The organism is Flavobacterium cupreum (assembly GCF_003996965.1).
Lineage (GTDB): Bacteria > Bacteroidota > Bacteroidia > Flavobacteriales > Flavobacteriaceae > Flavobacterium > Flavobacterium cupreum.
Window position 1 is genome coordinate 224,797 of the sequence record NZ_QWDM01000008.1, and the last position, 22,400, is coordinate 247,196.

The following is a 22,400-nucleotide window of genomic DNA, read 5'->3' on the forward strand; positions in this document are numbered from 1 at the left end:
TTAAAACTTCGACCAATGACCTAATTTTAAGGACGAATTGTGAATCTATTTTTATATTTTTAAGAACTTTGGTGATTATGCTTTAGAAAAGCATATTTAATACCAAAAATAACGCAATAATACCATGAGCAAAACAACATTATCGCCTATAATTTCGGGCACTATGAATTGGGGAGTATGGGATAAAAACCTAACACCTAAAGAAATGGAAAACATGATACAAATCTGTATCGAAAATAAAATCACCACTTTTGATCACGCCGATATTTACGGATCTTATACCACAGAAGCCGACTTTGGAAAAGCTTTTCACAACAGTAAAATTGCACGCGAAAAATTACAGCTTATCACCAAATGCGGCATCCAGATGATTGCTGAAAATCGTCCGGAGAACAAAATTAAATATTATGACTATTCCAAAGAATATATTGTATGGTCTGTTGAAGAATCATTAAAAAAATTAAAAACAGATTACGTGGATGTTTTTTTACTGCACAGGCCAAGTCCGCTGATGCAGGCTGATGAAATTGCTGAAGCGGTTGAAAAATTAAAAGCAGAAGGGAAAATTATAGATTTTGGACTATCTAATTTTACGAATTCCCAAACGGAATTAATTCGCCAGAAAACAGAAGTAAGTTACAATCAGGTTCAGTTTTCGGCAACTCATTTTGAGCCCATGACGGACGGAAGTCTGGATTATATGCAAACTCACGGAATACGACCATTGTCATGGAATCCGCTTGGGACTGTCTTTAGAGAGGATACAAAGAAAACACGTCGTCTGAAAAAATTGCTTTCGACCTTAGTAGAAAAATACCATTTCGGTTCGGATACCCTTTTACTTTCCTGGATTCTGAAACATCCGGCAAAAGTTATTCCGATCGCCGGAACAGTAAATGTTGCCAGAATTCAATCCCTGATGAAAGCAGTCGAACTTGAAATGGATAAAGAAGACTGGTTTGCCATCTGGACAGAAAGTATGGGCGACGACGTAGCCTAGTTTTCAGTGTATGTATTCAGCTTCTATTGGTGTGAAAAAAAATAAAAAATCAACATGAAAAAAACAGTTTTAATTACTGGGGCCACCAGCGGGATTGGAAAAGCAACCGCGCAAATAATGGCAAAAAATAACTATAAAATTATCCTTTGCGGAAGACGTAAAGAACGTTTGGCAGAACTTGAAAAAGAACTTTCGGTTTTTACGGAAGTCCATTCGCTTTCTTTTGATGTTCGTGATAAAGAGACAGTTTTTTCAACTATACACTCATTGCCAACAGAATTTTCGCAAATTGATGTTTTAATTAATAATGCCGGAAATGCCCATGGTCTGGATCCAATTCAAAATGGAAATACTGACGATTGGGATGCTATGATCGATATTAATGTGAAAGGACTTTTGTATGTTTCAAAGGCTATTATTCCACAAATGATCGAAAGAAAAGCGGGACACATTATCAATATTGGTTCTATTGCGGGTAAAGAAGTTTATCCGAATGGAAATGTTTATTGCGCCTCAAAACATGCTGTTGATGCTATTAACAACGGAATGCGAATGGACTTAAATCCATACGGAATTAGAGTAGGAGCAATTCATCCGGGAATGGTTGAAACCGAATTTAGTGAAGTTCGTTTTAAAGGCGATGCAGATAGAGCGTCGAATGTTTATAAAGGTTGGGACGCTTTACAAGCGGAAGATATTGCGGATATTATTCATTTTGTGGTTTCGAGAAAATACCATGTAAACATAGCGGATTTAATTGTATATCCGACAGCGCAAGCCTCGGCAACAATTGTCAAGAAGAATATTTAGATTATCTGACATTGGACTTCTTAGATTTTAGACTGGCTTAGACAGCGAGATTTAAAATTGTTAAATCTAAAAATTTAAGAAGTCCAACGTCTAAGAAGTCTAAAAATCTAACCTATAAGAAGTCTAATTAAATGATCAACAAACGTCTTTTAATAAAAAATTTACTCGCTCATAACGACGAGAGCAGTTTTTATGACAAAAAAAGACAGTTGAATCTGCATACCCGTGAAGGAAAGGGAAAGTTTCTGAAACACATTTGTGCCTTATCCAATTCAAATCCTACCAACAATTCCTATATCGTTGTGGGTGTTGAAGATCAGGATAATGAAATTGTCGGGGATGATTTCTTTGATGACAGCCGGATTCAGAATCTGGTGAATGCTTTTTTAGAAAATCCGCCTAAAATCCAGTACGAGAATGTGCCTTTTCCGAATCTTCCAAAGGATAAAGTGATCGGTCTGGTAACCATTAAACCCAAAAATAAAATATCGTATTTTAAGAAAGGAATACATACCATTCTTGCCAATAGCGTTTTTGTGAGGCGTGGCAGCAATTCGGTTCCTGTTGAAGGGGAGATTGAAAAAAATTACCAAAACACGGAAACGGTTATTGGAATCGAAAACAGTTCCCGAAACAGTATTCAGTATACGCTGGACGGCGTGATCGATTTTATGAATTTCAGGCACAAAGACATGTCGCCTAAGTACAATGTTTTTAAAGAATTGTTTGTGATCTGCTGGGCGGGCGTTCCTAAAAAATCCAGGGATAAAACCTTTTTGTCGCGTGTCGATATTGAACTGATCAACGAACAAATCAAGCTTTTTTATTCGGCCCTGGATGTGGTTACGATTGTTTTTGATGAGGATAGCTTTACCATTACAGAATATGTTCCGCTAGGGCTGAATGATAAAACGAGTTATTATCCTCTGGAAGAACAAACCATCCGGTTTTTTGATAACGGTTATTATAAGATTGACCGCAAAATGCTTTTTCAGCCACCTGAATTCAACAGGCGGATGTTGTATCATATTTACAATTCGAATGTGGCATTGCTTCAGAAATTACAAAAAGGATTCACGCTTTCGGAACGCGAAATGTTCGATTTGGAAAACCTTCCGTCTACTTTTATGATTTGCTATCTGAATGGTTTTGAAGATGCAAGGCAAAGATTAATAGATTCAAAAGTACTTTTAAAACCTTTTGGGCAAGTCTATTTGTCTTTTAAGGAAGCCTTACGAATTTTAAGGAAAATGAAATACGATGTTCAGTAGCAAGGCCCGGAATTAAAGAATTCAGCACAGCACTATTAGTGATAGCGTAAAAAAGGACTGACTTGCTCGTACGGAAAAAGGATTTCCTTCGCTCCTTCTGCATAAGAAGCGGCCTCATAAGAGTTGTAATATAAAAGCAATCCTTCTTCGGTATAAAAAATATTCTGCGGCAGCTGAAACTGGTCGTTTTCGAACATTAGTCCCGTAGCATTGATATTGGCTTTCTCCGGTATGTTGTATTTGGCCCGGAATTCTTTCTCCGCGAAAGCCTTAAATTGTTTTGGATTCTTAAAAATCTGATCGTTAAAAATTGCTTTCCCCGTTTTAGGGCTGAACAGTAAAGAACGGAACCCCTGATACCCGTGAGCGCCTCCTGTAAAAGTATAGTGATCGATTTTTATATTCAGAATCTGTTCCGACTGAAATTCGACATTACCGGTAATTTTAGCTTCCCAGCCAAACGTTTCACCTGGAAATTTTTTATGCATTTCTTCATAAGAAGCAATAAATGACGAAGCTAAGGTATTGTAGTCGGAAGACTTTAGTGGTGTTTCTTCAAAATAGACAATTTCCTTTACGGTCGAATATATTTTTTTATTGATGCTGTCTGCAATGATTTTACTATTTTTTGCAATTGGAATATTGATGTAAACAGAAGGGCAGTCTTTATCGCAGGGCAGGGTGGTTTTTTTTTCAAATGTTTCATTTTCAAATGAAAGCTCTTTGTTACAACTAATGCATATCAGAAACAAAAAGACTAAAAAAGTATACTGTTTCATGTCTAAAAGTGTTAATTATATACAAAGGTAAGGAGTTGTGGCTGGATTAAAATAAATTAAACGGTAAATTTGTACTGTTAAATTTGGTTTAAAAAATGTAACTATATGAAATTCAATACAAAAGTAATACATGGTGGCCAGCATCATGATCCAAGTACAGGAGCTGTTATGCCTCCCGTTTATCAAACTTCAACTTATATTCAGACGAGTCCGGGCCAGCCTTTGGGCGATTACGAATACAGCAGGGCTGCAAATCCTACCCGTACGGCTTTGGAAAATGCTTTGGCGAGTATTGAAAATGGTACCCGCGGATTGGCTTTCTCCTCTGGTCTGGCAGCGACAGATTGTATTTTGAGAGGATTCAAAGCCGGAGACGAAGTAATCGCAATGGATGATTTGTATGGCGGAACTTATAGAATGTTTTCCAGAATTTATAAAGATTCCGGCATTAAGTTTCACTTTGTGGATATGACCGATATTGAAAAACTGAAGTCATTGATCAATGAGAATACAAAATTGATTTGGGTTGAAACACCAACAAATCCGTTAATGAAACTGGCCGATATTCAGGAAATTTCAAAAATCACTAAAGAACGTAAAATCTGGTTGGCTGTAGACAATACTTTTGCGACACCTTATTTACAAAAACCTCTTGATCTGGGTGCTGATATCGTGATGCATTCTGCTACAAAATATCTGGGGGGACACTCTGACGTTATTGCCGGGGCCCTGATCGTAAAGGATGAAGCTTTAGGGGAACAATTGCACTTTCAGCAGTTTGCAACCGGAGCAACACTGGGGCCAATGGACAGCTTTTTGGTTTTAAGAGGAATTAAGACGCTTTCATTACGAGTACAAAGACATTGTGAAAATGGGGAAAAAGTAGTGGAGTACTTAACGAAACATCCAAAGATTAAAACAGTGTACTATCCCGGATTACCAAGCCATCCTTTTCATGAAATTGCCAAAAAACAAATGAAGGCTTTTGGAGGAATGGTTTCTTTTACTTTTACTTCAGGTAAAAAAGAAGATTCGATTGCATTTTTGGAAAAACTTAAAGTTTTTACCCTGGCAGAATCATTGGGTGGAGTAGAATCACTGGCAAATCACCCTGCTTTAATGACACATGCTTCTATTCCTGCGGATAAAAGAGCTGAGGTGGGTATCACTGATGATTTAGTCCGACTGAGTGTTGGAATTGAAGATGCAGAAGATTTAATAGCCGATTTAGAACAGGCACTGGCATAAAAAACAAAACCCCAATCCGAAAGAGTTGGGGTTTTTGTTTTATAATTTATTTTGTCAATTCTAGAACTCCAGATAATAGATATAACCTACGTTAAACCATACTTGTGAATCATTAGATTTGTTTTCTTTGTAGATGTCTTTGTTAGGATTTAATCCGTCAACCCAGTCAGAGCTAAATCCCTGATAACGGATATCGAACATTAAATCGCTCATCTCTGTTAATTTGTAGTGAATACCTACACCTGTTACAACAGATAAAACCACACCGTTTTCGGTAGAAAATCCAAAAGCACGACCATCAGAAGGTGTTAGGTATTTCGGGTAAGTGGCTTGTGTACTTCCTAAAGGTCCTAATGATGATTCAGATTTTGTTGAATAATAACTAACCTGAACTCCTAAACTTACGTAAGGACTAAAGCTGCCAGCCGTATTTTCGAAATCATGTATTTTCATAAATGGCGAAAATTCCAGTTGTGTACCAAGATTGAACAAAGTAGAACTGCCGGTCATGGCTTTCAATTGTTCTGTTGTTATTTTTGGAGGAGTTCTTTCAACTGCCTCTCCGAAATGTTTTAAATCGGTTTTACTGAATGATAATTCCGATCTTACCTTGAAATGTTCTGAGAAGAAACGATCTCTGTTGCTGTTGGCTGAAAAATTGATAAAGTGAACAATTCCGACACCAAATCCGGTATTTCCGACATTGGTTTCAAAATTGTGTCTTTGTCCATAATCAGACTGAAAAGATACGGGGCCGAATATAATTCCTACTTCTTGTGCAATAGATTGAGCATTTGCAGTAGTTGTGGAGATTCCGAATAAGGCAAATAATGTGAGTACTATAGGTTTAAGCATGAGTTTGGGCTTTCAAATCTTGGCAAATATATAAAAAACATGTACGATTCAAAATATAATATTGTGCTATTAGAAAATAAGTAGCAAAATACTTAATTTGCTAACTTTAATTAGGTTGTTTTGTTGTAATTTCAGAACTGTAAAATACTATTTTTAGGATTGTTTGAAAAATATACAATTCGCTAACGGAAACAAAAAAAAATAACATTGAATTGTCAATTTACTATATCTTTGTGTGTCAAAACGAAAACGTTTTCTTAAACGTGTTTTCTAAGTTTAAAAGAGTCAGAATAAAATAATTTACTAGAATAATTTATTTAGAAATGGAACAAAAAATAAATGAATTTATGGCTCTTGTAGAGTCAAAAAATCCAAACGAGCCAGAATTTCTTCAAGCCGTTAGAGAATTTGCAGAAACGGTAATTCCATTTATTGCAGAAAGAAAAAAGTATGATGGAAAAAACTTACTTCTTAGAATTGCTGAGCCGGAACGTTCTATAATTTTCAGGGTTCCATGGGTAGATGATAATGGAGAAATCATTGTAAACAGAGGTTTCAGAATTCAGATGAATTCAGCAATCGGACCCTATAAAGGCGGAATAAGATTTCACCATACAGTAAATTTGTCTGTATTAAAATTTCTTGCTTTTGAACAGGTTTTTAAAAATAGTCTTACAACACTTCCTATGGGAGGTGGAAAAGGAGGTTCTGATTTTGATCCCGAAGGAAAATCCGATGGTGAAATCATGCGTTTTTGCCAGTCCTTTATGACTGAATTATGCCGTCATATTGGTCCTGACTTAGATGTTCCTGCCGGAGATATCGGTGTGGGCGCCAGAGAAATAGGATACTTATTTGGTCAGTACAAAAGAATCAGAAATGAATTTACAGGTGTTTTAACCGGAAAAGGAATTGCTTACGGAGGTTCGTTAATACGTCCTGAGGCTACCGGATATGGTGTTGTGTATTTTACAGATCAGATGTTGCGTACTATAGGGCATGAAATTAAAGGAAAAAGAGTTGCGATTTCAGGTTTCGGAAATGTTGCCTGGGGTGTGGCACTAAAAATAAATGAATTAGGAGGGAAGGTCGTTACGATTTCCGGACCTGATGGTTATATTTATGATGAAGAAGGAATTTCAGGAGAGAAAATCGAGCACATGGTAGAAATGAGAGCAACGGGTGATAACAGAGCTGAAGTTTATACTAAAAAATATCCAAATGCTGTTTTCCACAAAGGGAAAAGCCCATGGGAAGTAAAAGTAGATATCGCTATTCCTTGTGCTACTCAAAACGAACTGAACGGGGAAGATGCCAGAAAACTAATTGATAATGGAGTACTATGTGTTACGGAAGCTGCAAATATGCCTTCAACATTAGATGCTATCAAATTATTCCTGGACAATAAAGTACTATTCGCTCCGGGGAAAGCCGCAAATGCCGGTGGAGTTGCTGCCTCAGGATTAGAAATGACCCAGAATTCAATTCGTCTGAACTGGACCAGTGAAGAAGTAGATTTGAGACTGAAAGATATCATGATTGGAATTCATAACCAATGTAAAAAATATGGTGTTGGCGAAGATGGTTACGTAAACTACGTAAAAGGAGCTAACATTGCCGGATTCGTTAAAGTTGCTGATGCTATGCTTGCTCAGGGTGTAGTATAATTTTAAGTACAATTTCTATAAATGCCTTCATTCGTCTTACGAGGAATGAAGGCATTTTTTTTATTTTTTAAAGAATAAAATTCATGACCCGTAATAACGTGAATTATTTATGAAGAGAACAAAATTCAAATACTTACGTTTGTAGTATATTTGTCCATCCCAACATATTTAATAATGAAGAGAAGGTTTTTGTATATTTTGTTTTTATTGCTAATGCAATTCTCTGTCGCACAGAATAAATTATCCTGGCAGGGTTATTTTTCGTTTAATGAAATAAAAGATATTTCAGAAAGTACAACAACTGTTTTTGCCGCTTCAGAAAATGCAATGTTTGCCAGTAACCAGGCGAACAAAAGTGTTAAAACAACCACTACAGTCGAGGGACTTTCGGGACAGGCGATTTCTGCTATTTATTACAGCGAAACTTCTAAAAAAACTTTAATTGGATATGAAAACGGTTTGTTGACCATCGTGAATGAAACGGACGGAAGCATTTCAAAAAAAGTCGATATTATCAATAAACAGTTAGCCCCTAATTTAAAAAAAATAAATCACTTCATGGAGCATGACGGTCTTGTGTATGTCTCCTGCGATTTTGGAATTGTACAGTTTAATTTGAAAACATTACAATTTGGGGACACCTATTTTATTGGCGATAACGGAGCTGAAATAAGGGTAAAACAAACTTCCTTTTTTAATGGCTTTCTCTATGCGGCAACTTCAAACGGAATCAGACGGGCGGATATTGCAAATGCAAATTTAATTGATTTCAACCAGTGGAGTGTAGTTAATGCAGGAGATTGGTCGAGCGTTGAAACATTCGATACGCAACTTATAGCAATTAATGCTGCAGGCTACGTTCACAGGTACAATTCCAACACCTTTACAGGATTTATTCAGCTTCCGCAAACGGCTGTAGACCTGCGGGCTAAAAATCATAATCTATTTATTACGACAGCTAATACGGTTTATGTTTATAATAATCAAATGACGCTGAGCCGTCAGATTAGCAATACGCAGGTGCTGAATGATAAAGTGAATTTTAGCTGTGCTACCACTGTTGGAGATTTAATTTATATTGGTACCGCTGAAAATGGATTGTTCTCGTCAATACTTTCGGGAGCTTCTGCTTTTGAGAACAGTACACCAAAAGGACCTTTGCGGAATAGTGTTTTTGCACTTCAGGCGACAACAAATTCGTTGTGGACTGTTTTCGGAGATTATTCAGGAGCCTATAATCCATATCCGAAAGACAGTTACGGGATAAGTAAATTCAGTCAGGATCAATGGCTGGATATTCCTTATGAAGAAGTTCTGGGCGCTAAATCATTGGTAAGAATAGCGGTAGATCCCAATAATGAAAATAAGGTATATGCAGGTTCTTATGATGCCGGTTTATTAAAGATTGAAAAAGAGGTGCCCACTTATCTTTACGGGACAGGAAACAGCTCATTGGAGGCTATTCCGGGTACGCCCGATGTCTGGATAAACGGAACCGTGTTTGATAAATCCGGAAATTTATGGATGAATAACAGCCTGGTAGATAACGGAATAAAAATGCTTAAACCAAACGGGGACTGGCAGGTTTATTCGACAAAATCAATCATTACAAATGTTGCCAGTTGTCCTTTCGGCCGAATGTCAATTGATAAAAACGGAACAAAATGGATGGCGACCTATAATAACGGGATTATCGGATTTAATGAAAAAGGAAATGTTTTCAAAAAAATCACAATGGGCAGTGATGCAGGAAATCTTCCTTTTATTGATGCACGTGTAGCCACTCCGGATAATAACAATCAGCTTTGGATAGGAACCGCAAAAGGACTAAGGATTCTTTCGAATGTGAATAGTTTTTTAACAGACCCCCAATTAACAACAAAACCGATCATTATTCTGGAAGATGGGTTGGCACAGGAACTTTTGTACGAGCAGTTTATTACAGATATTGTGGTCGACGGATCCAACAACAAATGGATCGCGACTGCCGATTCGGGTGTTTTCTTAGTTTCTCCGAATGGTCAGGAAACCAAATATCATTTTACCATAAACAATTCTCCCTTGCCCAGTAACACTATAAATGATATTGATATCAACAGTGCAACAGGCGAAGTTTTTATAGCAACAGACAAAGGACTTATTTCTTTTAAAGGAGTATCAACTGCCGCAAATGATAATTTGAACGAGGTGTATGTCTATCCAAATCCCGTGCGTCCCAATTATGGGGGAACGGTAAAAGTGGCTGGATTACTGGATAAAGCGAATATAAAAATTACAGATATCGAAGGAAATCTCGTTTACGAAACAACCTCCGAAGGTGGAACAATAGAGTGGGATACCACCGCTTTTGGCAGATATAAAGTAGCATCCGGAGTGTATATGATTTTTATATCGGCTCAGGACGGAGCGGAAACTAAAGTTAAAAAAGTAATGATTATCAGGTAGTTTGGTGCTATGAATACTAAAAATTGTTTTGACTTTTTACGGTTTTTCTTTGCTGCAAATATTCTGTTGGCACATATTTCGGAACTTTCTCAAAATAGTGATCTGGCCTTTTTGTCTCATTTTTCTAATGCCATTATTGCGATAAAAGGCTTCTTTGTAATAAGTGGTTTTCTGGTGGCTAAAAGTTTTGTGAATACCCCTTCATTAAAAGAGTATTTCATCAGACGGGCCAAAAGGATTTTACCGGCTTATGTGGTTGTGGTCGTTTTTTCAGTTTTAATTTTTTCCTTCTTTAGCAGCGCTGATTTTTCGGATTATTTTTCAGATAGCAATACCTATAAATATTTGGGATGGAATTTGGTTTTTCTGAATTTCATGCAGCCGTGCCTGCCGGGGCTTTTTGAAGGCAATCTTCTTTGTGCGGTAAACGGGGCTTTGTGGACCTTAAAAGTAGAAGAAGGATTTTATATTGTTTTGCCTTTGATTTTTTATACCATCAGAAAAACCAGAAGCGCTTTTCTGGTACTGGCAGCCCTTTATATTTTGTCATTATTCTATTGGTTTATGATGGATTCTTATTTCAATAAGCCCTTATTAGCGAAACAACTGCCGGGGTATTTGTCTTATTTCGTAACAGGGATTTTTCTGTTTTTGAATTTTGATCTCCTTATGAAATTCAAAAAAACAATTTTGACATTTTCAGCTTTCATCCTAATTGGTTATTACCTTTTAAGTCTGCCTACAGATTGGTTTTATCCTGCCGCGTTTGGCTGTATTGTGATCATTATGGCCTACAATCTTCCCTTTTTGAATAATTTCGGGAAATATGGTGATTTTACGTACGGACTGTATATTTATCATTTTCCGATAATCCAATTGTTTCGACAATACAATTTATTCGAAAAATACAATCCTTATTTAATGGCCGTTGCCGTAATTTTGATTACTTTGTTCTTTGCTGTCCTGTCTTGGTTTTTAATCGAACGCAGATTTTTGGACCGCTTTAAAAAGAATAAACAAAAGCACATTCCGACAGTATGTTAGTCAAAACCAAAGCAATCGTAATTTCCTCTTTAAAATTTCAGGAAAAAAGCCTGATCGTAAAATGTTTTACGCTTTCCAACGGCCTGAAATCTTATTTCGTGCGCGATGCTTTTTCGAGCCGGAAAGCCAGTCAGAAAATTGCTTATTTTCAGCCTTTGTCCATTCTCGAAATTGAAGCCGTGCATAAAAACAAAGGGACTTTGGAAAATTTCAAGGAAATAAAAACGGCAGTTCCTTTTCAGAGTATTCATACTGATATTGTAAAAAGCACGATGGTCATGTTTCTGTCTGAAATGCTTCATTATTCCATTCAGGAAGAAGAAAAAAACGAATCGCTTTTTACGTTTTTAGAGACCGCTTTGACCTGGCTGGATCATCATGATGATATTTCCAATTTCCATTTAATCCTGCTCCTCGAAACCACCAAGTATCTGGGCTTTTATCCGGATGTTTCGGAAATAGAACTGCCGTTTTTTGAAATGTATGACGGGATTTTTACCCTTTTTCATGGTGTAGGTTCGCTGACGGAACACGAAAGTACTTTATTTAAAAAGCTCATCGATCTGAAATTTGATAATGACCAGAAAGTTTTTCATGTAATTGAAAGGCAAATACTACTTAAAATATTGATTGACTATTATAGCTTTCATTTAGACGGATTCAAAAAGCCAAAATCTTTAGAGGTTTTAAAAGAAGTTTTCTCTTAAAATTTAGAAAACGCAACTATTTTTTGCGGAATCTGACTGAAATTACGGGGCATCGCTCTTTTTTCTGTCATCTTTTATCTATTTACCTCAAAATTCCTTACTTTCGCACCTCGATTAAGAAAAGGATAAAATGAGCACAAAATTTACTGAATACAAAGGACTTGACTTGCCAACAGTAGCGTCAGAAGTACTTGATTTTTGGAAGAAAGAAAATATATTTGAAAAGAGTGTAACAACTCGCGAAGGTGCTGAGCCTTACGTATTTTTTGAAGGCCCGCCTTCAGCAAACGGATTACCGGGAATTCACCACGTGATGGCACGTGCCATTAAAGATATTTTTTGCAGATACAGAACCCAGAAAGGTTTTCAGGTTAAAAGAAAAGCCGGTTGGGATACGCACGGATTACCTGTAGAATTGGGTACCGAAAAAGAACTTGGAATCACAAAAGAAGATATTGGCAAAACCATTTCTATCGAAGAATATAACGAAGCGTGTAAAAAAACCGTTATGCGTTATACCGACGTATGGAATGATTTGACCGAAAAAATGGGGTATTGGGTTGATATGGAAGATCCGTATGTGACGTACAAACCCAAATATATGGAATCGGTTTGGTGGCTTTTGAAACAAATCTACGACAAAGGTTTATTGTACAAAGGATACACAATTCAGCCGTATTCCCCAAAAGCAGGAACTGGATTATCTTCTCACGAAGTAAATCAGCCCGGAGCTTACCGTGATGTTACGGACACTACGATTGTAGCGCAATTCAAAACTTTACCGGAAACATTGCCCTCATTTTTACAGGGTTTTGGAGAAATCCACATTTTAGCGTGGACGACAACGCCTTGGACATTGCCATCGAATACCGCTTTGACCGTTGGGCCAAAAATTGACTACGTTTTAGTAAAAACATTCAATCAGTATACATTCGAACCTGTAAATGTGGTTCTTGCTAAAAATTTAGTGGGAAAACAGTTCGGGAAAGGGTTTTTTGCCAGCGAAGACGATGCTGATTTTGACAAAGTGAAAAATGGCGACAAACAACTTCCGTACAAAATTCTGGCAGAAGCAAAAGGGACTGATTTAGTTGAAATCCGTTACGAACAATTATTACCGTATGTGTTGCCGTACCAAAATGCTGAAAATGCCTTTAGGGTAATTGCCGGGGATTTTGTAACAACAGAAGACGGAACAGGTATCGTACATACATCTCCGACTTTTGGTGCAGATGATGCCAGAGTAGCAAAAGAAGCAAAACCGGAAGTTCCGCCGATGCTGGTTTTGGACGAAAGCGGAACACCAGTGCCGCTGGTAGATTTACAAGGAAAGTTTACCTCTCATTTAGGAGATCTTGCCGGTAAATATGTTAAAAACGAATATTACGATGAAGGACAAGCTCCGGAACGTTCTGTTGATGTTGAAATCGCTATTCGTTTAAAAGAAGAAAATAAAGCCTTTAAGGTTGAAAAATACGTACATAGTTATCCACACAGCTGGAGAACAGATGAGCCGTTATTATATTATCCGCTAGATTCATGGTTCATTAAAGTAACCGATGTAAAAGATAGAATGTTCGACCTGAACGAAACTATCAATTGGAAGCCTAAGTCTACTGGTGAGGGACGTTTTGGAAACTGGCTGAAAAATGCCAACGACTGGAACTTATCTCGTTCTAGATATTGGGGTATTCCGTTGCCAATCTGGAGAACTGAAGATAAAAAAGAAGAAGTTCTTATTGGTTCTGTTGAAGAATTATACAATGCGATTGAAAAATCTATCGAAGCCGGTTTTCAGAAAGAAAATCCGTTTAAAGGTTTTGAAATCGGAAACATGTCTGAATCCAATTATGATTTAATTGATTTGCACAAAAATGTAGTGGATGGAATTACTTTAGTTTCAGCTTCAGGCCAGCCAATGAAACGCGAAAGCGATTTGATTGATGTCTGGTTCGATTCTGGTGCAATGCCTTATGCACAATGGCATTATCCTTTTGAAAATAAAGATAAAATCGACGAGAATAAAGATTTTCCTGCGAATTTCATCGCAGAAGGTGTAGATCAGACCCGTGGATGGTTTTATACCCTACATGCCATCGGAACCCTGGTTTTTGATAAAGTAGCGTATAAAAATGTAGTTTCCAACGGTTTGGTTCTGGATAAAGACGGAATAAAAATGTCGAAAAGTAAAGGGAATACAATAGACCCTTTTAAAACCATTGAAGAATATGGTCCCGATGCCACCCGCTGGTACATGATTATGAATGCGAATCCGTGGGACAACCTGAAATTTGACCTGGAGGGAATTGCTGAGGTGCGTCGTAAGTTTTTCGGAACTTTATACAACACCTATTCGTTCTTTTCGCTATATGCCAATATCGACGGGTTTAAATATGAAGAAGCTGAAATTCCGTTAAACGAAAGACCTGAAATCGATCAGTGGATCATATCTGAATTGCATTCCTTAATAAAATTTGTTGATGAATGTTACGAAGATTACGAGCCGACAAAAGCAGCAAGGGCTATTTCTGACTTCGTACAGGAGAATCTGAGTAACTGGTACGTTCGTTTGTGTCGTCGTCGTTTCTGGAAAGGCGAATACGCTCATGATAAAATTGCAGCGTATCAGACGCTTTATACTTGTCTGCTAACGATCAGTAAATTAAGTGCTCCAATCGCTCCTTTTTTCATGGATAAATTGTATCGCGACTTAACAATTTCTACAGAATCTGAGAAATATGCCAGTGTTCACTTGGCTGAGTTCCCAAAATTTGTCGAAAACTTTGTTAATAAAACGTTAGAGAGTAAAATGCAGAAGGCGCAAACCATCTCATCATTGGTTTTATCTCTTCGTAAAAAGGAAATGATCAAAGTGCGTCAGCCTTTGCAAAAGGTAATGATTCCGGTACTTGACGAGAATCAGCGTGCTGAAATCGAAGCAATTTCCGAGCTTATAAAAGCAGAGGTAAACGTTAAGGAAATCATGCTTTTAGATGATGCTTCGGGCATCTTAGTAAAGCAGATTAAACCTAATTTTAAGACTTTAGGACCACGCTTTGGAAAAGATATGGGCTTGATTTCTAAGGAAATACAAAGCTTTTCTTCCGATCAGATCAATCAGTTGGACAAGCAGGGGACGTTAGATATTGTTATTGCTGGAAATAATGTAACTTTATCTCTGGAAGACGTCGAAATAACATCTCAGGATATTGAAGGATGGCTGGTAGCAAATTCAAACGGAATTACAGTTGCGCTTGATATAACAATCACCGAAGATTTAAAAAACGAAGGTATTGCAAGGGAATTAGTAAACAGAATTCAGAATATCCGTAAAGATTCAGGATTTGAGGTTACTGATAAGATTAAAGTACAAATTAAAAGAACCGGCCTTTTAGAAGAAGCCATCTTAAAGAATGAAGACTATATTAAGTCTGAGACACTAACAGAGAATTTGGTTTTTACTGATGCTTTGGAAAGCGGCATAGAAATTGAATTTGATGATATTAAAACAATGATATTAATTTCAAAATAATATAAAAATGGTAGATGAAATTACAAGATACTCTGACGCCGATTTGGCGGAGTTCAAAGAAATAATCCAAAATAAAATACAAAAAGCACAAGCCGACCTGGATTTAATAAAAAGTGCTTACATGAATGATTTGAACAATGGGACAGATGATACTTCCCCAACTTTCAAAGCGTTTGAAGAAGGAAGTGAAACAATGTCAAAAGAGGCGAACTCGCAGTTGGCTATCAGACAGGAAAAGTTTATTCGTGATTTGAAAAACGCATTATTCCGTGTAGAAAACAAAACATATGGTATCTGCAAAGTAACAGGTAAATTAATCGGTAAAGAAAGACTGAAAATTGTACCTCATGCTACTATGAGTATTGAAGCAAAAAATCTGCAACGATAAGTTATACAAATTAAACGCTCCTTTTGGGGCGTTTTTTATGCAGGTATATTTGCGATTATCATAAATGTCTTACACCTGAAAAGAAAATAGGCAGTGAGGGCAGTTAGTCGTGCAGGGTTAAAAAAAATATTGCTTAATTAGAACTGTCTTGATTAAGGATAGTTCTGATTAAGCAATAAAATATAAGGCATTACGCTAAATTCTTTTCCAGTTCCAATTTATGTTTTTTCAGGATGGCTCTTGTCATTCCTAAATTTGCCTTAGTGGAGTCTGCCGCCAGATAAATCATAAATTTTTTATTCGGTGAGATATCAATAATGTGAATTTGCGATGAAAGCGTAATTAAGATATCTTCAATCTCCTGATTTAAATTCAAAGCCTTTACGGCATTTAATTTTGCTTTAACAACTTCCAGGTTGTAGGCAGCTGCCAATTCAGGATCAAAAGACGGGTCTAAACTTAAATTACCAAAGCTTAATCCGGATTCAATTTCGGTTACGGCAATAGCAATAAAGCCGTTTACGTTTGTTTTCATTTCATTTAAAAACACGTTTAAAAAGTCGTTACTCATAATGTTGTGGTTTTGTGGTTAATAGATTTATTTATTTCAATAGGGAATTTTTGCTTAATTCTGTCGAAAGTTCATCTGTTGTACGCATCAATAATCCGAGATTGCTCCCGTCTTTTGAAAAAGCCACCACAAAGTGTGAGCCACTGATTTTATTTCCGATTACAACCCCTTCCGTTGTTTTTAAAAACAACTGCTTCAAAGAACCCTTGTCGAGATCCGATAAGAATTTTTCACTCATGGATAAAATTGCTGCGCTCATGGCTGCTACGCTGTCTCCGTAATCTATGTGCAGTGATGTGATGAGTTTTCCTTTTCCGTTTAAAATTAGTGCCGACGTAGATTTTGTATTAACCAGAAAATCGTTCAGGATGGTGGTGATTTCATTCATTTGGAAGGATTTAAGGAGTTGTTAAAAATATATTGATATTGCTAAGGTATTTAAAGTTTGGGATGTATTCTGACTAAACAACTGTTAATTTTCCTAACAAATATAAATTATTTTATGTATCATTGTATTACCGAACGAATAATAATTTAATTTTTTTACTATAAAAACCTTACATTATGGCTAAAGTGTTGAAATTCAAAGATGTGAACTCGGATGTTGAAAATAGAATGAAAGAATTCGAGAAAACGCGTACGAAATTAAAATCTCAGATCGCAAAAGACGCCGCTAAAAAGGTCGCTGCAGGAAAAGAAGGGAAAGGTTTATTTAAATCCCTTACTGAATTTTTTACGGATGCCCCTAAAACAGCAGGAAATTCAAGTGTTAAGAAATAGAGATATATAGCTGGTCAAAGATATTTTTAGACCGGCTTATTTTATTATAAAACAATTAACGCTCCTTAAGGGGCGTTCTTTTTGATTAAATTATTACTTTTGCCATCAAAAATTCATAAAATGTCATTACGAAACTCGTACTTCCTTATATTTTTAGTTTTACTTATCGATCAGCTTTCTAAAATTTATGTAAAAACAAATTTTGTCTTAGGTGAAGAAGTGGTTATTACGGACTGGTTTAGAATTCATTTTATAGAAAATGAAGGAATGGCCTGGGGAACCAAAATTCCCGGGGAATATGGAAAATTAATTTTGACTGTTTTTAGAATTTTTGCTGTATTCGGAATCGGGTACTGGCTGGCTGATGCAATTAAGAAACGTCATTCTGCTTATCTGATCGTGGCTATTGCCCTAATCTTTGCCGGCGCTGCGGGAAATATCCTGGATTCTGTTTTTTACGGAGTAATTTTTGACGACAGTACACATAATCTTGCAACGCTTTTTTCACCAACTCCATACGGAACCTGGTTCCATGGTTTGGTAGTGGATATGTTTTATTTTCCAATTTGGGAAGGTAATTTGCCAGCCTGGCTGCCTTTCTTTGGAGGGAAGCATTTTATGTTTTTCAATGCTATTTTCAATGTTGCCGATATGGCGATTTCTACCGGTGTTGGTATCCTGCTGGTTTTTAATAAAAGAGCATTCCCGAAACATTCATAAAAGGTAGAAAATACCAATAAAAAAATTCCAAATTCCAATGGATGCTGTGATTTACAGCTATTGGAATTTGGAATTTTTTTATTGAAAATTTCACCGTATTGGGATTACTATTTATTGTACTATTTTTACAATACAAAATCAAACCTATGCAAAGTCCGTCTTTTTCTATTTATGATGCATCTGCAGGTTCGGGAAAGACCTATACGCTGGTCAAAGAGTATCTTAAAATAATTCTCTCTTCCCCTAAAAATGATGCCTACCGTAATATCCTGGCAATCACTTTTACCAATAAAGCGGTTCATGAAATGAAAAGCCGTATTGTCGGGAGTTTGTCTGAATTTACCAAAGAAGAACCTTCATCAAAAGCTATGGATTTAATGGAGGATTTGTCCCGTGAAACAGGCCTTTCGATCCTAAAAATCAAAACAAAATCCCAGAATATTATCAAGCATCTTATTCATAATTATGCTGCTTTTGATATTTCTACCATAGATAAATTTACACACAAGGTAATTCGTGCTTTTGCACATGACCTGAATTTGCCCATGACTTTTGAGGTGACACTTGATACCGAAAATTTACTGGTAGAAGCCGTTGATGCAATTATTGCTCAGGCCGGACAGGATGAAACGCTCACCAGATTGCTGATCGATTTCACCATGGAAAAAACCGACGATGATAAAAGTTGGGATGTTTCGCGTGAAATCCTTGAAACCGGAAGACTGGTGCTGAATGAAAACAACAGAAATGAAATTTCTCATTTTCAGGACAAATCCATTGAGGAATTTGTTGCGATAAAAAAGAAAATGTCGGTTTTGTGTGCCGATTTAGAAAAAGAAAATACCGGATTTGCAACACAGACTCTCGAGTTGATCGATAAAAACGGAATTGATTTAAAGTCGTTTTCAAGAGGGACTTTTCCAAATCATCTGGAAAGTATTCGTGATGGAAAATTCAATCCGAGAAATAAAGCATTTCACGAATTTGAGGATATTGCCATTAATAAAACGGCGAGTGACCGGGCTCTGATCGAAAATCTTATTCCGGAATTACTGCTGACTTTAGATAAGATCTATAAAAACTTCGAAAAAAGGGATTTCTACAAAGCCTTTCTGAAAAACATAACACCGCTTTCTTTGCTGAATACGGTAAGCAATGAACTGGCCAAAATTCAGTCGGAACAAAATATTTTGTCTATTTCAGAATTCAACGCGATTATTCATCGTGAAATTCAGAATCAGCCGGCACCCTTTATTTACGAACGTTTGGGAGAACGTTACCGCCACTTTTTTATTGATGAATTTCAGGATACCTCAGAAATGCAATGGCAGAATCTGATTCCGCTAATTGACAATGCGCTTTCGGGCCAGGATGATTTCGGGAATAAAGGAACACTGATGATTGTGGGGGATCCGAAACAATCCATCTATCGTTGGAGGGGAGGAAAGGCCGAGCAGTTTATTGAATTAAGTAAAGAAGCAAATCCTTTTGCGAATCCGGATAAAAAACTGGAACATTTAAACACCAATTACAGAAGCTACAGCGAAGTAATTGATTTTAATAATGCTTTTTTTAAACTGATTTCAACCGAATTTACGAATGAGGATTATAAGGATTTATATGAAAATCATAGCTTTCAGAATCCAAATTCTAAAAAAGGCGGCTATGTCAACATTTCTTTTCTTCCCATAATAGAAAAAAATGATTTTGCAGATGAAGAAGATGTTGTGGAAAAATCAGATTTATATGTGCTGGCGACTTTAAATACAATTTTAAAAGTGGTTAAGGAAGGTTTTGAATATAAGGACATCGTAGTTCTGACCCGCAAAAGGGATCAGGGAATCGCCATTGCCAATTATCTGACAGAACAGAATATTCCGCTTCTTTCGTCAGAAACCCTCATGATTCAGAATGCTACAGAGGTTCGATTGATTGTTCATCTGTTGAAATATCTAAATAATAGTGCCGATCTGGAGTCGAAAGCTAATTTTTTACATTTTCTGGGAACCACTCTGGAAACTGAAATTCCGATTCATGATTTTATCGCAAACGGAATGGCTCAGAGACTCGAAAGTGATTTTGAAAACTGGCTCTTGGCGTTTGATGTTTCGCTTTCTTTTGAAGATATCAGGAAGAAATCTTTGTATGAAGCGGTCGAAATTATCATTTCAAAATTTATTCTTCCTTCAGAAGGAAATGCCTATGTGCAGTTTTTTCTGGATATTGTTTTGGAGCGCGACATTAGAAATCAGGCAGGTATTGCCGATTTTTTAGGTTATTGGGATAAAAATGCGGAGAAATTCAGTATTCCTTCTCCGGAAGGAAATAATGCTGTCCGCATTATGACCATCCATAAATCGAAAGGTCTCGAGTTTCCGGTAGTCATCATGCCTTTTGCAGAAGAAGATTACAACAGGAAACCAAAAGATAAACTCTGGCTGGATACAGAAGAAGCTGATTTGGGCGTGCCAAAAGCCCTGATTGATAATAGCAGTGCTGTGGAAGGTTTCGGTGAAAGTGCCTCGGCAGTTTTTAATTTAAAAAAACAGGAAGAATTGCTGGATAACATCAATGTTTTATATGTCGCCCTGACACGTGCCGAAGAACAGTTGTATGTTATTTCACAATCTTTAAAAGAGCGAAAAGACGGAGAATTCCCGAATAATATGGCTTCTTTTTTTATTAAATATTTGATGCATAAAGGGATTTACGATCCCGAAAAGACAGCATATGATTTTGGAAACAAAACAAAGCTCTCTCCGCCTTCAAAAATGGCAGATCTGGTCAAGGTAATTCCAATGGTCTCTGAAGTTTTGAATCCGAAAAATATAAAAATTGCGCAGCGCGAAGCTTTAATGTGGGGAACTCATCAGCAGGATGCTATTTCTTATGGAAATAGTATTCATGAAATTCTGGCTTTCGTTAAAGATAAATCAGATGTGGATCTGGCGGTTACAAAAGCGCTTGAAAATGGACTTATTACTTTAGATCAGACAGAAAAGGTACTGATAACACTGCGTGAAATTGTGAATCATCCGGAACTAAGTGTTTGTTTTAATGGAAATGACAAGATTCTGAACGAGCAGACGATTGTTCAGAAAGAAGGCAAGATTTTAAAACCGGATCGCATTGTTCTCACAAAAGACAAGGAGGCTTACCTTCTCGATTATAAAACCGGTGTCAGTAATGCGAAATACACGAAACAAATTCAGGAATATGAGGAAGCTATTGAAGATTTGGGGTACAAAGTGTTAAAAAGAGCTTTGGTATATATAGGAACAGATGTTGATGTGGTAAATTTGTGATGAAATTAATCAGATGTTAAAGAGTTGATTTCGTTAAGTTGTTAATTTTTAACATATTAAATAAATAAAAATGTACGGTAAAATTAAAGATCATTTGCAAAGTGAGTTGCAAACAATTGAAGAGAACGGAATTTTTAAAAAAGAACGCATTATAACTTCGGCGCAGGACGCTGAAATTACAATTTCAACCGGGGAAAAAGTTCTGAACTTCTGTGCTAATAATTACTTAGGGCTATCGTCTCATCCAGAGGTGGTTCAGGCCGCTAAGGACGCTATGGACACACATGGTTTTGGGATGTCTTCGGTTCGGTTTATTTGTGGTACGCAGGATATTCATAAGACCTTAGAAAAAAAGATTGCTGATTTTTATGGAACAGAAGATACTATTTTATATGCAGCGGCCTTTGATGCAAATGGTGGTGTTTTCGAGCCATTATTTGGGGAAAATGACGCTATTATTTCAGATAGTTTAAATCATGCTTCTATTATCGATGGCGTTCGTTTGTGTAAAGCAGCCCGTTATCGCTATGAGAACAGTAATATGGAAGATCTGGAAGAGCAGTTAATTAAGGCTAATGAAGCAGGTGCACGTTTTAAAATAATTGTGACCGACGGTGTTTTTTCTATGGATGGTGTTGTTGCTCCGTTAGATAAAATCTGCGACCTGGCAGATAAATACGATGCTTTGGTGATGGTCGATGAATGTCATGCGGCCGGATTTATCGGTGCAACCGGTAAAGGAACACTTGAGGCAAAAGGTGTCATGGGAAGAGTTGATATTATTACAGGTACACTGGGTAAGGCACTGGGTGGAGCAATGGGTGGTTATACAACAGCAAAGAAAGAAATTATTGAATTACTGCGTCAAAGATCAAGACCTTATTTGTTTTCAAACTCGCTTGCGCCTGCAATTGTAGGGGCTTCCATTAAAGTTTTTGAATTACTGGAAAAAGATACTTCACTAAGAGATAAATTAGAATGGAATACGAATTATTTTAAAGAAGGCATGAAAAAGGCCGGATTTGATATTATCGATGGCGATTCTGCAATTGTTCCCGTGATGTTGTACGATGCAAAATTGTCACAAACAATGGCGAATGAACTTTTAAAACAAGGCATTTATGTTATCGGTTTCTTTTTTCCTGTTGTCCCGAAAGAGAAGGCGAGAATACGTGTTCAGCTCTCAGCAGCGCATACAAAGGAGCATTTGGACAAAGCTATAAGTGCTTTTGTATCAGTTGGTAAAATGTTAAAAGTTATATAATTCCCATTTTATTG

Annotated in this window: 18 protein-coding genes; 14 read left to right on the forward strand and 4 right to left on the reverse strand. The window is 36.8% G+C overall.

The features are described 5' to 3' along the window. The first annotated feature begins 124 nt into the window (after positions 1-124). The 3 genes from D0817_RS14255 to D0817_RS14265 all read left to right on the forward strand — a co-directional run bounded on the left by D0817_RS14255 (position 125) and on the right by D0817_RS14265 (position 3,081). Positions 125-1,000, forward strand: coding sequence for an aldo/keto reductase (locus tag D0817_RS14255; RefSeq protein ID WP_127339050.1), 876 nt, complete (start codon positions 125-127; stop codon positions 998-1,000). A gap of 54 nt (positions 1,001-1,054) precedes the next feature. Further along, positions 1,055-1,810, forward strand: coding sequence for an SDR family NAD(P)-dependent oxidoreductase (locus tag D0817_RS14260; RefSeq protein WP_127339051.1), 756 nt, complete (start codon positions 1,055-1,057; stop codon positions 1,808-1,810). Positions 1,811-1,941: 131 nt separating this feature from the next. Next, on the forward strand, positions 1,942-3,081 hold the full coding sequence (locus tag D0817_RS14265) for an ATP-binding protein (protein WP_127339052.1): 1,140 nt from the start codon (positions 1,942-1,944) through the stop codon (positions 3,079-3,081). 35 nt (positions 3,082-3,116) lie between these two features. Here the strand turns inward: D0817_RS14265 and D0817_RS14270 are convergent, their stop codons facing one another. Then, on the reverse strand, positions 3,117-3,860 hold the full coding sequence (locus D0817_RS14270; protein WP_127339053.1) for a DUF3298 and DUF4163 domain-containing protein: 744 nt from the start codon (positions 3,858-3,860) through the stop codon (positions 3,117-3,119). A gap of 105 nt (positions 3,861-3,965) precedes the next feature. On the opposite strand from D0817_RS14270, the gene D0817_RS14275 reads away from it, so the two are divergent. Continuing rightward, on the forward strand, positions 3,966-5,108 hold the full coding sequence (locus D0817_RS14275; RefSeq protein ID WP_127339054.1) for a cystathionine gamma-synthase: 1,143 nt from the start codon (positions 3,966-3,968) through the stop codon (positions 5,106-5,108). 60 nt (positions 5,109-5,168) lie between these two features. Here D0817_RS14275 and D0817_RS14280 read toward each other — a convergent pair whose 3' ends face one another. After that, positions 5,169-5,963 (reverse strand): THC0290_0291 family protein, encoded by a 795-nt coding sequence (locus tag D0817_RS14280; RefSeq protein WP_127339055.1) that lies wholly within the window; start codon positions 5,961-5,963, stop codon positions 5,169-5,171. 323 nt (positions 5,964-6,286) lie between these two features. Here D0817_RS14280 and gdhA point away from each other — a divergent pair, with 323 nt between their 5' ends. From gdhA to D0817_RS14310, 6 genes are all read left to right on the forward strand, one after another. After that, positions 6,287-7,630, forward strand: a complete 1,344-nt coding sequence (gene gdhA, locus D0817_RS14285) for an NADP-specific glutamate dehydrogenase (RefSeq protein ID WP_127339056.1) — start codon at positions 6,287-6,289, stop codon at positions 7,628-7,630. A gap of 174 nt (positions 7,631-7,804) precedes the next feature. Continuing rightward, positions 7,805-10,075, forward strand: coding sequence for a type IX secretion system anionic LPS delivery protein PorZ (porZ, locus tag D0817_RS14290; protein ID WP_127339057.1), 2,271 nt, complete (start codon positions 7,805-7,807; stop codon positions 10,073-10,075). Between the two features lie 9 nt (positions 10,076-10,084). After that, entirely contained in the window at positions 10,085-11,119 is a 1,035-nt protein-coding gene (locus D0817_RS14295; RefSeq protein WP_127339058.1) for an acyltransferase family protein, read from the forward strand. Then, on the forward strand, positions 11,113-11,826 hold the full coding sequence (recO, locus tag D0817_RS14300; RefSeq protein ID WP_127339059.1) for a DNA repair protein RecO: 714 nt from the start codon (positions 11,113-11,115) through the stop codon (positions 11,824-11,826). The genes D0817_RS14295 and recO overlap by 7 nt, the downstream gene beginning before the upstream one ends. A gap of 130 nt (positions 11,827-11,956) precedes the next feature. Continuing rightward, positions 11,957-15,358: an isoleucine--tRNA ligase gene (gene ileS / locus D0817_RS14305; RefSeq protein ID WP_127339060.1), complete on the forward strand. Its 3,402-nt coding sequence runs from the start codon at positions 11,957-11,959 to the stop codon at positions 15,356-15,358. Positions 15,359-15,365: 7 nt separating this feature from the next. Continuing rightward, positions 15,366-15,746, forward strand: a complete 381-nt coding sequence (locus D0817_RS14310) for a TraR/DksA family transcriptional regulator (RefSeq protein ID WP_035681592.1) — start codon at positions 15,366-15,368, stop codon at positions 15,744-15,746. A 190-nt stretch (positions 15,747-15,936) separates the two neighbouring features. On the opposite strand, the gene D0817_RS14315 is transcribed toward D0817_RS14310, so the two are convergent. Beyond that, positions 15,937-16,317 carry a hypothetical protein gene (locus tag D0817_RS14315; RefSeq protein ID WP_127339061.1) on the reverse strand — a complete coding sequence of 127 codons (381 nt, stop codon included), beginning with the start codon at positions 16,315-16,317 and terminating at the stop codon, positions 15,937-15,939. A gap of 31 nt (positions 16,318-16,348) precedes the next feature. Then, a complete protein-coding gene (locus tag D0817_RS14320; protein WP_127339062.1) occupies positions 16,349-16,705 on the reverse strand; it encodes a roadblock/LC7 domain-containing protein in 357 nt (118 codons plus the stop codon). A 176-nt stretch (positions 16,706-16,881) separates the two neighbouring features. Between D0817_RS14320 and D0817_RS14325 the strand changes: the two genes are divergently transcribed. The 4 genes from D0817_RS14325 to kbl all read left to right on the forward strand — a co-directional run bounded on the left by D0817_RS14325 (position 16,882) and on the right by kbl (position 22,386). Continuing rightward, positions 16,882-17,097: a hypothetical protein gene (locus tag D0817_RS14325; RefSeq protein ID WP_127339063.1), complete on the forward strand. Its 216-nt coding sequence runs from the start codon at positions 16,882-16,884 to the stop codon at positions 17,095-17,097. A 120-nt stretch (positions 17,098-17,217) separates the two neighbouring features. Continuing rightward, positions 17,218-17,817 carry a lipoprotein signal peptidase gene (locus D0817_RS14330; RefSeq protein WP_127339064.1) on the forward strand — a complete coding sequence of 200 codons (600 nt, stop codon included), beginning with the start codon at positions 17,218-17,220 and terminating at the stop codon, positions 17,815-17,817. Between the two features lie 146 nt (positions 17,818-17,963). Beyond that, positions 17,964-21,122 carry a UvrD-helicase domain-containing protein gene (locus tag D0817_RS14335; RefSeq protein WP_127339065.1) on the forward strand — a complete coding sequence of 1,053 codons (3,159 nt, stop codon included), beginning with the start codon at positions 17,964-17,966 and terminating at the stop codon, positions 21,120-21,122. Between the two features lie 70 nt (positions 21,123-21,192). Beyond that, positions 21,193-22,386, forward strand: coding sequence for a glycine C-acetyltransferase (kbl, locus tag D0817_RS14340; RefSeq protein ID WP_127339066.1), 1,194 nt, complete (start codon positions 21,193-21,195; stop codon positions 22,384-22,386). Positions 22,387-22,400 lie beyond the last annotated feature (14 nt).

Excerpts from the sequence above, each read along its gene's own strand:
- D0817_RS14255 (WP_127339050.1), top strand. The coding sequence starts at position 125 with ATGAGCAAAACAACATTATCGCCTATAATTTCGGGCACTATGAATTGG.
- D0817_RS14260 (WP_127339051.1), top strand. The coding sequence starts at position 1,055 with ATGAAAAAAACAGTTTTAATTACTGGGGCCACCAGCGGGATTGGAAAA.
- D0817_RS14265 (WP_127339052.1), top strand. The coding sequence starts at position 1,942 with ATGATCAACAAACGTCTTTTAATAAAAAATTTACTCGCTCATAACGAC.
- D0817_RS14270 (WP_127339053.1), bottom strand. The coding sequence starts at position 3,860 with ATGAAACAGTATACTTTTTTAGTCTTTTTGTTTCTGATATGCATTAGT.
- D0817_RS14275 (WP_127339054.1), top strand. The coding sequence starts at position 3,966 with ATGAAATTCAATACAAAAGTAATACATGGTGGCCAGCATCATGATCCA.
- D0817_RS14280 (WP_127339055.1), bottom strand. The coding sequence starts at position 5,963 with ATGCTTAAACCTATAGTACTCACATTATTTGCCTTATTCGGAATCTCC.
- gdhA (WP_127339056.1), top strand. The coding sequence starts at position 6,287 with ATGGAACAAAAAATAAATGAATTTATGGCTCTTGTAGAGTCAAAAAAT.
- porZ (WP_127339057.1), top strand. The coding sequence starts at position 7,805 with ATGAAGAGAAGGTTTTTGTATATTTTGTTTTTATTGCTAATGCAATTC.
- D0817_RS14295 (WP_127339058.1), top strand. The coding sequence starts at position 10,085 with ATGAATACTAAAAATTGTTTTGACTTTTTACGGTTTTTCTTTGCTGCA.
- recO (WP_127339059.1), top strand. The coding sequence starts at position 11,113 with ATGTTAGTCAAAACCAAAGCAATCGTAATTTCCTCTTTAAAATTTCAG.
- ileS (WP_127339060.1), top strand. The coding sequence starts at position 11,957 with ATGAGCACAAAATTTACTGAATACAAAGGACTTGACTTGCCAACAGTA.
- D0817_RS14310 (WP_035681592.1), top strand. The coding sequence starts at position 15,366 with ATGGTAGATGAAATTACAAGATACTCTGACGCCGATTTGGCGGAGTTC.
- D0817_RS14315 (WP_127339061.1), bottom strand. The coding sequence starts at position 16,317 with ATGAGTAACGACTTTTTAAACGTGTTTTTAAATGAAATGAAAACAAAC.
- D0817_RS14320 (WP_127339062.1), bottom strand. The coding sequence starts at position 16,705 with ATGAATGAAATCACCACCATCCTGAACGATTTTCTGGTTAATACAAAA.
- D0817_RS14325 (WP_127339063.1), top strand. The coding sequence starts at position 16,882 with ATGGCTAAAGTGTTGAAATTCAAAGATGTGAACTCGGATGTTGAAAAT.
- D0817_RS14330 (WP_127339064.1), top strand. The coding sequence starts at position 17,218 with ATGTCATTACGAAACTCGTACTTCCTTATATTTTTAGTTTTACTTATC.
- D0817_RS14335 (WP_127339065.1), top strand. The coding sequence starts at position 17,964 with ATGCAAAGTCCGTCTTTTTCTATTTATGATGCATCTGCAGGTTCGGGA.
- kbl (WP_127339066.1), top strand. The coding sequence starts at position 21,193 with ATGTACGGTAAAATTAAAGATCATTTGCAAAGTGAGTTGCAAACAATT.